Annotated in this window: 10 protein-coding genes; 3 read left to right on the top strand and 7 right to left on the bottom strand. The window is 34.3% G+C overall.

Features of this window, described 5'->3' with window-relative positions:
• Positions 1-103: 103 nt before the first annotated feature.
• A complete protein-coding gene (locus LDM90_RS02145; RefSeq protein WP_223896344.1) occupies positions 104-1465 on the top strand; it encodes an HD domain-containing protein in 1362 nt (453 codons plus the stop codon).
• Between the two features lie 69 nt (positions 1466-1534).
• Here LDM90_RS02145 and LDM90_RS02140 read toward each other — a convergent pair whose 3' ends face one another.
• From LDM90_RS02140 to LDM90_RS02125, 4 genes are all read right to left on the bottom strand, one after another.
• A complete protein-coding gene (locus LDM90_RS02140) occupies positions 1535-3127 on the bottom strand; it encodes an ATP-binding cassette domain-containing protein (protein WP_223896343.1) in 1593 nt (530 codons plus the stop codon).
• A gap of 25 nt (positions 3128-3152) precedes the next feature.
• On the bottom strand, positions 3153-4736 hold the full coding sequence (locus LDM90_RS02135; protein ID WP_223898662.1) for an ATP-binding cassette domain-containing protein: 1584 nt from the start codon (positions 4734-4736) through the stop codon (positions 3153-3155).
• Positions 4726-6327 carry an ATP-binding cassette domain-containing protein gene (locus LDM90_RS02130; RefSeq protein WP_223896341.1) on the bottom strand — a complete coding sequence of 534 codons (1602 nt, stop codon included), beginning with the start codon at positions 6325-6327 and terminating at the stop codon, positions 4726-4728. The genes LDM90_RS02135 and LDM90_RS02130 overlap by 11 nt, the downstream gene beginning before the upstream one ends.
• A gap of 164 nt (positions 6328-6491) precedes the next feature.
• On the bottom strand, positions 6492-7463 hold the full coding sequence (locus tag LDM90_RS02125) for a ribose-phosphate diphosphokinase (RefSeq protein WP_198212912.1): 972 nt from the start codon (positions 7461-7463) through the stop codon (positions 6492-6494).
• Between the two features lie 359 nt (positions 7464-7822).
• Here LDM90_RS02125 and LDM90_RS02120 point away from each other — a divergent pair, with 359 nt between their 5' ends.
• Both LDM90_RS02120 and LDM90_RS09410 read left to right on the top strand, forming a co-directional pair.
• Entirely contained in the window at positions 7823-8137 is a 315-nt protein-coding gene (locus tag LDM90_RS02120; RefSeq protein ID WP_238480227.1) for a family 1 glycosylhydrolase, read from the top strand.
• Positions 8094-8258, top strand: coding sequence for a family 1 glycosylhydrolase (locus LDM90_RS09410; RefSeq protein ID WP_274381244.1), 165 nt, complete (start codon positions 8094-8096; stop codon positions 8256-8258). Before LDM90_RS02120 ends, LDM90_RS09410 begins: the two co-directional genes overlap by 44 nt.
• Positions 8259-8972: 714 nt before the next feature.
• On the opposite strand, the gene LDM90_RS02115 is transcribed toward LDM90_RS09410, so the two are convergent.
• The 3 genes from LDM90_RS02115 to LDM90_RS02105 all read right to left on the bottom strand — a co-directional run bounded on the left by LDM90_RS02115 (position 8973) and on the right by LDM90_RS02105 (position 12115).
• Positions 8973-10070, bottom strand: a complete 1098-nt coding sequence (locus tag LDM90_RS02115; RefSeq protein ID WP_223896340.1) for a DUF871 domain-containing protein — start codon at positions 10068-10070, stop codon at positions 8973-8975.
• 13 nt (positions 10071-10083) lie between these two features.
• Positions 10084-11448 (bottom strand): PTS sugar transporter subunit IIC, encoded by a 1365-nt coding sequence (locus LDM90_RS02110; protein ID WP_223896339.1) that lies wholly within the window; start codon positions 11446-11448, stop codon positions 10084-10086.
• A 268-nt stretch (positions 11449-11716) separates the two neighbouring features.
• The gene (locus tag LDM90_RS02105) at positions 11717-12115 is read right to left on the bottom strand and encodes a nuclear transport factor 2 family protein (protein WP_223896338.1); all 399 of its coding nucleotides are present in this window, start codon (positions 12113-12115) and stop codon (positions 11717-11719) included.
• Between the last annotated feature and the right edge of the window lie 354 nt (positions 12116-12469).

The raw sequence follows: 12469 nt of genomic DNA, 5'->3' as shown, positions 1-12469 counted from the left end.
ATAAAAAAAAGCAAAAGAACAATGATATTAAACTAAAACTCTTAAGTTTGCTATAATTAAGTAAGTAATATCAAATTAATTCAGCTATCTTAGAAGGTTTCATATGCCAAATTTTCATAACAGTAAACTTAAAAAAGAAGTAGTTTTAAGAGATCCAGTTCACGAGTACATCCACATTGAAGACAAAGTTATACTTGATATCTTGAAAACCCAGGAATTTCAAAGAATGCGCAGAATTAAGCAACTTGGTCCCATTGCATATGTTTTCCCTGGTGCAACACACACACGTTTTGAACATAATCTGGGCGTTTATGAATTAACTCGTAGAATTTGCAATATTTTTGCAAAAAAATATCCATCACACAGGCCTGGTGATGGTCTATGGGACGATAATAACAGATTATTAGTCGAATGTGCTGCACTTCTCCATGATATTGGACATGGACCGTATTCACATACTTTCGAACATCTTTTTGATACAAACCACGAAAAAATTGGTCAAAAGATTATCACTGACTCAAATACAGAAATTAATCAAGTCCTGCGGACAGTTTCACCAAATTTTCCAGGTCTTGTAGCCAGCGTTATTGCTAAAACTTACCCTAACCCACAAGTAGTCAAAATGATTTCTAGTCAAGCAGATGCCGATAGAATGGACTACTTGCAACGCGATGCTTACTTCACTGGAGTTACTTATGGAAGGTTCGATTTATCTAGAATTTTGCAAGAAATTCGCCCATATAGTGAGGGAATTTGCTTTACAATGGCGGGAATGCATGCTGTTGAAGATTATATTGTTTCTCGTTATCAAATGTATCAACAGGTTTATTTCCACAGAGTCGGTCGTTCGATGGAAGTTATTTTACAGCATTTGCTTGAAAGAGCCAAAATCATTTACAAACAAGGGAATTTGCCAGTTACTCCTAGTTTAGCAAAATTTCTGGCCAATGACTGGACGCTTGATGATTACTTGGAGCTAGATGATGGCGTAATGGAAACTAATTTTTTAATGTGGACAAAGGCCAGCGATCCGATTCTATCTGATTTAACTAGGCGCTATCTTTTCAGAAAACCTTTGGCCAGTGTATGTATCAACCCAGAAACCAAAAATCTGTTGCCAAAATTAAAAGATTTAATCAAACAGGCTGGTTTTGATCCAAATTATTACACCGATACTAATTCAGCTTTTGATGAACCTTATGATGCATATAAACCAACTGGTAAAAATGCTAACAGTCAAATTGAAATCATGCAAGACGATGGACAATTAATCGAATTATCACATTTAAGCCCTCTCGTACGTTCCTTGAATGGTACATTGCAAGGCGATGAACGCTTTTTCTTCCCTAAAATCATGATGTCAAATAGCGATGAACCCCAAATTTTTGATCCGTTATATCAAAAATTTCAGCGCTACGTTAAAAATGGTACTTTGCGATACTTGAGAAAACCAAAAAATAAATAAACAGCTGAATCGCTGATTCAGCTGCTTTTACTACTTTTGTTATGATTTAAGTTAAAAGTATAATTCTTTTCAATCTTTAACTTTTTTGACCAAATGAATTTCTCTGTCGAAAAGCTGTTTCATTTGTTCATTAAAACTGTGAGCGATAAAAATAACCGTAGCAGGAGTAGACGTCACTTCATGCAAGATTTGCATAGTAGCTTGCTGATCGATTGCACTAGTTCCTTCATCAATCAAAATTATTTCACTTTGATGAACTAAAGCCCGCACCAGAACAATTTTTTGTCTTTGTCCTCCCGAGATATTTAACTTGTTCAAATCGATTTTTTGATTTAATCCTTCATCAAATTTGGCAATATCACCTGCCAATTGTACTTTTTCAACCAGTGACGGTAAAGCGCTCTTTAATTTGTCTACAAACATCGTCATGTTGTCAGCAACACTTACCGGAAAAAGCACTGGATCTTGGGGAATATAGCCAATTTTACTCATATCTGGGTTAATTACAGCACCAACCTTGTCTTTAAAAACAATCTGCCCTGAAGTTGGTTTGATTTGTCCGAGAATGAGTTTAAACAAAGTTGATTTCCCAGCTCCAGAATCACCAGTCAGAAGCACTTTTTCACCTGACTTAATATTAATGTCTGGAAAAATTAGACTTTCACCATTAGGAAATTGCAAACTAAGATCATGCGTACTAAGTGATGCTGGAGTTGCTACTTCTTCAGCTTGCTCTTTTTTAACTGGCGCAGCCGTTTGGGCAATCTCCTGATTTAAAGTTTTGGAGCCCTTTATTTGTCCATAACGACTAACTATGATTTGAATACTTTGCCTTAAGTAGAGATTACAATTGCCTACTCCAGTGATTGCACCAAATGCTACTATTTTAGCTTGGAACAAATAACCCGTTAGTAAGAATAAAATTAATGAAAAAGAAACTGATACCAATCCATTAATTATACTTAGTAATTGCGTAATCCCATTTTGCTTGACATAAGCATCTTCTAGCTCTTTAGCTGCATCATTAGTTACTTTAAATAGTTTTCCTCCGGCAAAATAACGTTGTAGTTCTTCAAGACCATTAAGCCACTTTTCTAAGCAATCGAGATATTGATTATTACTCTTTGAAATCTTGGTCATTGAATTTTGTAGTGGCTTTTCTAATAATTTTGGTAACAATAATGAAATAGCCACCATCAAAATAATTGTGAGAAGTAAACTCCAGTGTAATGAAATAAGCAGAACAATTACAGATACTAAATTAATAACACCACCAATTAGACCAAAAAATGGTGCAAAATAATTTTCTTGGCTTTGATTCAGGTCATTTGTTAATCGATTTTGAATCTGGGCAACAGAATGCTCTTTTTGATCCGCATAAAAGTGAGATACAGATCTTTTTCTGATATGAAAATTAAATTCCTCTTGTTGTTTTGATAGAAAGAACGCATGCAGTCCTTGTATTAAATATTGAAATAAGAAAGGTATAAATGAAATGACATTTATAATTAAAAACTGTTGGAATTTCTGTTGCTGAATTGCTGTGGTTAAAAGCATAATTAATTGTGTAGTTACAATTGGTAAAGTCCACTCTAAAACGGTAATCAAAATTAGTATCATGAAGCGTAAAGGGTTTTGCTTATAAAAGTCCTTAATTGTCATAATATCTTACCTCCTTTTTATTGCTTTATGTTTTCGTTAAGTGAATTTCTCTGTCAAACATTTCTTTCATCTGGTCATTAAAGTTGTGTGCAATAAAGATTACTGTAGCAGAACTCGATGTGATTTCCCGCAAAATTTGCATTGTCGCTTGCTGGTCAATAGCACTGGTTCCTTCATCAATCAAAAAAATTTCACTTTGATGGACTAAAGCTCGTACTAGAACAATCTTTTGTCTTTGACCACCAGAAATATTCAATTTGTTTAAATCGATTTTTTGTTCTAAACCATCATCAAACTTGGCAATATCGCCAGCAAGTTGAACTTTTTCAACTAATTGTGGCAGTGCACTTTTTAATTTATCGGAAAACATAGTCATGTTATCAGCAATGGTTACCGGAAAAAGCACAGGGTCTTGCGGAATATAGCCAATTTTACTCATATCTGGATTAATCCTTGAACCATCTTTATCTTTAAATATGATTTGTCCAGAACTTGGCTTGATTTGTCCTAAAATAAGTTTAAACAATGTTGATTTGCCAGCTCCTGAATCTCCAGTCAACAATATTTTTTCACCTTGTTCAATATTAATATCAGGAAACTGCAACCTTTCACCATTGGGAAATTGTAAATTCAGATTGTGAGTGCTAATCGCAACTGGTCTTACCTTTTTTGTAGTTTGCACCTTTTCTACTGGTGTCGCTGTTTTAGCAATTTCTTTATTTAGAGTTTCGGACCCCTTCATTTTCCCATAAGAGGTTACTATAAACTGAATTCCCTGTCTCAAATATGATTGGCAGTTACCTACTCCGGTAATGGCACCAAACACAACTAGTTTTTGTTGAAACAAATAACCAACTAATGAAAATAAAATCAAAGAGAAAATAGCCGATACTAGACCATTTATTACGGTTAGTAGTTGCATAACACCATTCTGTTTAACATTAGCATCTTCTAAATTTTTAGCAGCTTTACTCGTTACCTTAAATAATTTTGCACCACTAAAATAGCGTTGTATTTCTGCAAGTCCATTAAGCCATTTCTCCAGGCAATCTAGATATTTTTGGTTGGTCTTAGAAACTTGAATCATTGAATTTTGTAAGGGCTTCTCCAACAGCTTTGGCAAAATTAAGGAAATTAGTACCATTATTGATATGGTAACAAGCAAACTCCAATGTAATGAAACCAATAATATAATGGTAGAAACTATAATGACTACTCCTCCAATTAAGCTAAAAAAAGGAGTAATATAATTTTGCTGACTTTGAACTATATCATTGGTTAACCGGTTTTGAACTTGTGCTACTGCATGGTCTTTTTGATCTGCATAAAAATGACTAACAGTTTTTGCTCTGATTGCAATGTTATATTGTTCTTCTTGTCGCGACAAAAGATAGTTTGACAGCCCTTGCATTAAATAATCTGATATTACGCATAGAAAGGAATATAAAATAGCAATTAAAAAGTTTTTAAAGTTTCCCATCTGAATTGCCGTTGTTAAAAGCATGCTGATTAAAGTAGTAATTATTAAAAGACAATAGAAACCAATATTGATTAAAAGTAAAACAATAAAGCGTAAAGGATTTATCCTATAAAATTCTTTAATTGTCATTTTGATTACCTGATTTTCTATTTGATTTTAAATTGATTTGATAATCAAACTTGTCTTTTAGTTCCGGACTGAAGTTATGTGCAATCATTAAAAGTGTTTTATCGGTATCGAGCAAATTGCCAATAATTTCACTGGTAGACTTACTATCAACTGCACTAGTTGCTTCATCAAGTAACAAAAATGGTTCATCATGAATTTCAGCCCTGGCTAAAACTACTTTTTGTCTTTGTCCACCTGATAAATTGCCTTGATCTAAATCAACCGTTGTATTAATTTGATTTGGAAACTTTGCTAAATCTGGTACCAACTGAACTTTTTGGACAGCTTCTTTTAGTTTGCTAACCAATTTACTGTTAAACATCGTAATATTATTTGCAATAGTATCAGGAAAGAGCGTTGCATCTTGTGCTATGTAACCTAGTCGAGCTTGCTGAGGCGATATTTTAGTCCCATCTTGAGCAGTAAAGTAGACCTCACCAGTTTTGGGCTTAAGTTGTCCCAGTAGGACCTTGAATAGAGTTGACTTACCTGTGCCTGAATCTCCTGAAAGTAAGACCTTATCGCCTTTATTAATAGTAAAATCAGGATAAGATATACTTTCTCCATTTTGATATTGCACTTTCAAATTGTGACATTCAACACCATAAACAACCGTTCCAGGCTTCTTTTCAGGTATTGATTTTGTTAAATCAGCAATTTCCTGACGTAACTTTTTGGTTGATCTCATTTGCGTCATTGCGTTGATAACTTCCCAGAGACCATTAAAAATGGTCGAAGCAAAGCTACCTGCTATAAACCAATCACCCAAAGTGATTATATGATTAAAAAATAGTAGTCCACTGAATAAACTTGACCCAATTTGACCAATAGCATTACCTAAGCCGTTAATACTAATCGAGATCCCTTGTACTTTTTTTCTATAAACATTGGCTTCTGCCAGTTTCCGACTATCTTGACCAAGTGCTCTATCTAATCTGCCACTTGCACTGTATCTGCGCAATTCACTTAAACCAGAAAACCAATTTTCAATTGTATTTAAAAGCTGCGCGTTTTTCTTGGCTGCTGCGGCTGTGGAATTAGATAACTTTTTTGTCATAATTTTAGGTAGAGTCAACACAATAATTGCCGCTACAGCAACAAATAAAATTAATGACCAGTGAAGAGTTATCAATGTACCAATTGCGAAGATAAGACTTAACAAGTTGGTCCAAATTTGAATCCAAGGCGTAGCATAATCGTCTGTTAAAATCTTGAGATTATTGCCTAACTCATTTTGTATTTCTGATACCTTATAACCGCCAGAGTTGTAATACCGCCGCATTATTTGGGAACGAATATTATGTAAGCATTCTTGAACTTGCTTATTAAACAAAAATGTTCCTAATGGTAAGGTCAAAACAGTAAGGATTGATACAATAAAATCAATGACTAACCAAAATACAAATCTGTCCCAGTTGCCTTTTGTTAAATCATTGATTGCATATTTAAAAAGGTATGTTGCCAATGTTCCACAAATGGCATAACATAAGAAAATAATTAGAATGAAAATACCCCGAAAAATATTGGTTTTAAAAAGATTTTTAAGTGACATTGCTCTTTTATCCTTTCATCTTTTGTATGTTTTTATTAAACTTTAATTTTATTTTAAATGCAATAGGATTTCACTAAGGGGTCAATAAAGCAGACTAAGTGGTAATTCTGCCAAACTAAAAGATCTGCTTAAGTTAAGCAGATCTTAGTAAATTTTATAATTTATTAATGTTTATCTTTTTCGTATCTAGTGTTAAATAAAGGACTGAGTGGTTCATGTTTTTGAATGCATTTGATTGCATCCCCAATAAGCGGACCTACTGAAACCAGAAGAGTTTTTTCCAACTTCTTTTCTACTGGCTGATTAATAGAATCTGTCAATACCAAATTTTTAATCGGAGAATCATTCAATCTTTGGATAGCTGGACCTGATAAAACTGCGTGAGTAGCACTGGCATAAACTTCAGTAGCTCCAGCATCTATTAAAGCTTGAGCAGCTAGTGTAATAGTGCCTGCTGTATCAATCATGTCATCAATAATGATTGCACGTTTACCCTTGACATTGCCAATGATATTCATTACTTCAGAAACATTTGCGCGAGGACGACGCTTATCTACAATCGCAATAGGTGTCTTCAAAAACTCAGCCAGTTTGCGAGCACGGGTTACTCCACCATGATCAGGCGAAACGACAACAGCATCTTCTTGTAGTTTGTTTCTCAAAAAGTAATCAGCAAGTAATGGTGCACCCATTAAATTATCAACAGGAATATCGAAAAATCCTTGAATTTGTGGTGCATGCAAATCCAGTGACAAGACTCTGGTTGCTCCAGCTTCTTGCAGCATGTCAGCTACTAACTTAGCAGTAATTGGTTCACGTGGTCTAGTCTTACGATCTTGCCGAGCATAACCATAGTAAGGAATCACGATATTAATTGTTTGTGCACTTGCACGGCGCACAGCATCAATCATGATCAACAATTCCATTAGGTTATCATTAACCGGTACACTGGTTGACTGAATCAAATATACATCCTTACCCCGAACAGATTCATCAATGTTAATTTGAATTTCACCATCGCTAAAGCGTTGCACACTGGACTTACTCAGTGGCACTCCCACCCGCTGTGCAATTTTTTCCGCCAGCGGAACATTGGAATTGAGGGCAAACAACATCATATTGTCTTTATAAGACATAATTTCCTCCGTATTAAAATTGTTAACAACTTATTATTTTACCAAAAGTTGTCTGAAAAAGTTACTTCTGATATTATTATTCAACTTTAACGAACGACATTCAAGCCCTGAATCTTAGTTTATGAAGTAAATTATATAAGTTTTTAGCTAAACTCCAGTGAATACCAAAATGAAAGTTAATACTATTTAAAAAAATGACTGTCAAGTTTAAGTACTTCACGTATTCAGCTTTTACTCTTACAAATAAAAAATATTTTCACCAGTTATTTTAGCTATATGAATAGTAACTTCCTTTTGGTAGCGCTACAGCATCCTATTAGTGTGATGGTGCATGGAATGTTGATGATAAGGCTGAATCCATGTGGGATCATTATTTACATGAAAATAATTTAGAAAACGGTGATGTAGCTAGCGATCATTATCATCATTTTGAAGAGAATATCAAAATGATGAAAGGTGGTGGTCAAAATGCATACCGTTTTTCTTTGTCTTGGCCACGCATTATCAAAAATCGTGCCGGGGATATTAGTCCGAAAGGAATTGAGTTTTACAATAAACTAATTAATTGTTGCCTTAAAAATGACATAACGCGTTTGTGTCACTTTACACTGGGATCTGCCACAGTAGTTGGTGGCTGGTTCAATCTCGACACCAACATGCTTTTGCCCAGCTAAAGTTTGTTTTAAAGCTTTTGGTGACAAGATTAAACTCTGGACAACTTTTAACGAACCCAAATGGTTTACTGTCAGTAGCTATTTTATCGGCAACTATCTGCCAACTGAGCATGATTTGTAATACACGATCATTTGCGGCTTTAACATAATGCATGCCAATGAATTAGCCATTCAAAATTTGGTCAGAAAAAATTTCAGGGACAAATAGGCATTGTTCATAGTTATTCTCCAATTGATGTTATAGATGAAACGGTTGAAACTAAAATTGCCATGCGGAATGTTGATAATTATGCTAACAACTGAGTGTTAGGTACCTTTACACTAGACGGCTTATTAATAGCTTTGACTCACTTTGTTCAAACGAATGCTTTAATACTTTCTTGGTTAAGTTCCGTTTCGATGAGCGCAATGTCTGTTTTTATTTGCGTAGATATTACCTACTTTTTATGCCAGCATTACAAAGAAAATCCTCTATTACCTATTACATTTTCTTTAGCAGGATTTTTTTGTTAGTTTTTGATCCTAAAAAACTTGGCTTTACTGAAACTTTGCAGATATTAGTTATTGGGATGGACGTGGAATTATCTTTGCCATTTTGATTGCTATTCTAACAACGGAAGTGTACCAAGCAATGTATAAGCACTATTTGGAATTTCCAAGCTTATGATATTTGGTACACCGTTAATGCTAAATCCAATCTTTTTCATTCCATTTATTTTTTCCTTGACATGTGAAATCACTTACAGTCATTATTATATTATATATACGGAGATTATGAGTAACTAAAAAATTCGTGGACTAGTGTCCACGAATTTTAATAATTAAGTCAATGTAATTAACTTTTTTGTAATATAAACGTACTCCAAGGTTCAATAGATTTTAACAAGTCTAAATCATCGGGATGTAAGTGTCCTACAAGATTACGTCTGCCATCATTAACAAACGGTGTTAAAACAATTTGAAGCTCTCCTTTATACCTCGGGTATTTATCATTAACAACAACTATATCTCCTCTTGCAAAAGAGGCTTTGTCATTATTATGAGCCGGAATATCTTCCTTAGCATAAACAACACGAGGCTGCGTGTCGCGTAAGAGAAATGCAGAAGCATCACCGCGATACAAATGAGGCTCTTTTAAGCAAATCGTTTGCTCAATTGGTAAAATATCATCTTCAAAATCGATTCCAAAAGTAGGATATGAACTGTTAAAAGCATTTGCTGCAGCAGCTAACTCATCTTCACTGGCAAAAGCGTTGCCAATAATAATATCATCAATCATTTTACTCAAACGTAAGTGAGTAACCTGACTAAAAATGCTCCGCTTACGATCACTTTCAAGTGTAGGTAAGCCTTCATGAACAGGCCACGGACCAAATTTAGCATTTTTTGATGAAATAAACGCAGCTGTATGCAATCCATAATCACGATACTTTTGTGAATATTCATTAAAAATTTTTTCACTTAATCCCGTATATTCTTGTGGATAAAAGTTATGACAACCAATTAGATTATCATTCTCCGGATTATAAGCCATGATACTATCTAGATAGTTGGTTCCCCTGCTCATATTAAGTTCGATTTTTAATCCATATTGATTATGAGTCATTGAAGCCTCTTCCATGCCACTGAAACCTTCATCTAGACGCAAGCCCCAGACACCTAAGTTATGGAAAAAAACAAGATCATTGTAATCAATTTTTAGTTCTTTAAATAAAACAGGGTTAATATCTACTACTGTTTTAAAGCCTAGTTCATTGGCATAAGCTACATCTTTCTTTAACTTTGCAAGTATATCTTCTCCACTTGCACTTTTTAATTGCAAAAGTGATGTAAATATTCTGCTATAGTCATAATGATGGGCTAAATCCATATATTTTTTATCCTGTTCAAATGTACTTTGCTCGGGATAAAGTGAAATACCTAATTGTTTCATAAACTATTGCTCCTTAAACTTTATTAACTTTTTTAGGATCAATGTTATTAGAAGCAATAACAAATGGTGCATAAATCAAGAAACCTACGACCATATTAACAATTTGTAAAATAACTGGACGCCAGTCAATCGTTGCCATTATTGAATTAAGGAATGGCGGCATTGCCCAAGTTGTCTGTACGGCAACTCGGTTTACCAAGCCAAGACTTAGAGCACCATATGCAATTGATACCATAACTAATGGAGCAAGAATAAATGGAATAATGTAAATTGGATTCAAAACAATTGGCATACCAAACATCATAGGTTCATTAATGTTGAAGATTCCAGGTACGAGAGAAATCTTAGCAACAGCACGTTCATCTTCACGCTTTGAAAAAGCAAGAACAGCTAAAATGAGTAACAGAGTTGAACCTGCACCACCGATCCAAACATAAAGGTCAAAGTCACTTCTAGTCCACATATACGGTAATGCTTTTTGCACCTTATGTGCATTAGTATTGGCAATCAGTGCAGTAGTCCAAATACTTTCTGTAACTGGTGCCAATACATTGGTACCATGGATACCAAAGAACCAAAACAGTTGGACTAAGAATACAATCAGTAACAACGAGCCATATCCTTGACCCATCTTCATTAGAGGCTCTTGAATTGTTTTGGCAATTAAGTCAATAACTGTTGTGTTTTTAAGAGTGAATAGATAGTCAATAATTCCAACAACGAACAAACCAGCAGTCGCAGGAATAATACCTGTAAAGGCATTAGAGACAGCTGGCGGAACACTGTCAGGCATTTTAATAGTAATATGTTTCTTTACTAAAGCAATATATATTGCAACAGAAATGGCACCCATAATCATAATGGTAAAGAAGCCGTAAGCACCAAAGTACTTGCTAAAATTAAACCATCCCCAAGCACTAATATTCTTGCCATTAACAGCCATTTGAGCATCAGTTAATGTTTTTATATCTCCCTTAGTAAGAACATTTTTCAAGTCAGCTGAAAAACTCTGAGGCAAGCTCATGATAAAGGTACCTAATGTAAGCAGGCCACCTGCGATTGGTTCAACTTTATATTGGATACACATTTGATAGCCAAACGTGAAGGCAAACAGCAATCCTAGAATCGCTGTTGAACCTGTCCAAACCAGTCCATTAATACTAATGAGCCATTGCATTGAGTTAACAACGCCCATCCATCCTAGGTTAGTGGGAACATCCCTAAAGATGGCATTTAATACACTAGCTACTGAACCAGCCAGCATAATAGGCATAATGGAGATAAAGGCATCACGCAGTGCAACAAGCCAGCGAAGTGAGCCGATCTTAGCCGCAACAGGAACGAGATGCTTGTTTAGCCAGTTAATTATAGCATTCATAATAATTCCTCCTACTAATATTTCACTACACTTGCATTATACCATAGCAAATGGAAACGTTTACCATTTTACAGGCGAAAATTATTGTGGCTGTAGGTTTTATGACTTTGGTCTACACCAATATAATTCAGTATTCTCTAATCGATATTAGTCAAGTGATTAAAATGGTATATACCATATTTTTTACTAATAAAATACATCTTTTTAATTATTATTTAATAAAAGTATTCATCTATTATTTCCCACCTTCAATGGGAATCAATTTGATTTAGAGTTTATCTTTAAAAGGACGAAAGGTTTCGTGTTTAGTTGAATATTCCACAACTTTCTTTATCTTATTCCCAGTAAACTCTATTAGTGACACTCCATCGAAGTAATATTCCTCTTTTTCTACAGCATTAAAATACCAAGTAACAACAAATTTACCAGTATCAGTTTGTTCAATTTTATAAATATCCCATTTTAAAACTGTCTGCTCTTTAGACTTTGAATTGATATAGGCTTTTAACTCATCTAGTCCTTCATAAGTAGCACCATAGCATTCACGGTAATAAACATCTTGGCTAAACCAACTATCAAGATTAGAAAAATCTTTTTTAATCCAAGAGTTAAAGTAATCTCTGATAGTTTGTTCTTTTTCTTTAGTTTGACTGGAATTTGATAACATAATATTCATCTCCTAATTTATAATAAATTAAGTCTGTATTTAGTTAATAAGTAACTGATTTTCATAATTCACCTGATTAAACATATGGTTTAATGCCCAATAATCGTGTCTTAATTCTTTTTGGTCGTTGCAAAATGCACTGTATAAATAGGCCTAATCATCCTCTTTTGATAATTGCATGGTACAGCATACCTGCTTGCACACATAAACTACATTGTTGAACTTTGATAATAACTGAATGGCATAAAATTACCATCTCCTAAAAGATTAACCCTACTCCAAGAGGTTTAGAAACGATAACAATTAATCCCTAAACCAATAAATATATCCAGATCTTCTGGATAGCGGTGATAT

The organism is Lactobacillus huangpiensis (assembly GCF_019972815.1).
GTDB lineage: Bacteria > Bacillota > Bacilli > Lactobacillales > Lactobacillaceae > Lactobacillus > Lactobacillus huangpiensis.
Note: the sequence above shows the minus strand (reverse complement) of the source record. Positions and strands in the feature narration are given on the sequence as shown.

Excerpts from the sequence above, each read along its gene's own strand:
- LDM90_RS02145 (WP_223896344.1), top strand. The coding sequence starts at position 104 with ATGCCAAATTTTCATAACAGTAAACTTAAAAAAGAAGTAGTTTTAAGA.
- LDM90_RS02140 (WP_223896343.1), bottom strand. The coding sequence starts at position 3,127 with ATGACAATTAAGGACTTTTATAAGCAAAACCCTTTACGCTTCATGATA.
- LDM90_RS02135 (WP_223898662.1), bottom strand. The coding sequence starts at position 4,736 with ATGACAATTAAAGAATTTTATAGGATAAATCCTTTACGCTTTATTGTT.
- LDM90_RS02130 (WP_223896341.1), bottom strand. The coding sequence starts at position 6,327 with ATGTCACTTAAAAATCTTTTTAAAACCAATATTTTTCGGGGTATTTTC.
- LDM90_RS02125 (WP_198212912.1), bottom strand. The coding sequence starts at position 7,463 with ATGTCTTATAAAGACAATATGATGTTGTTTGCCCTCAATTCCAATGTT.
- LDM90_RS02120 (WP_238480227.1), top strand. The coding sequence starts at position 7,823 with ATGTGGGATCATTATTTACATGAAAATAATTTAGAAAACGGTGATGTA.
- LDM90_RS02115 (WP_223896340.1), bottom strand. The coding sequence starts at position 10,070 with ATGAAACAATTAGGTATTTCACTTTATCCCGAGCAAAGTACATTTGAA.
- LDM90_RS02110 (WP_223896339.1), bottom strand. The coding sequence starts at position 11,448 with ATGAATGCTATAATTAACTGGCTAAACAAGCATCTCGTTCCTGTTGCG.
- LDM90_RS02105 (WP_223896338.1), bottom strand. The coding sequence starts at position 12,115 with ATGTTATCAAATTCCAGTCAAACTAAAGAAAAAGAACAAACTATCAGA.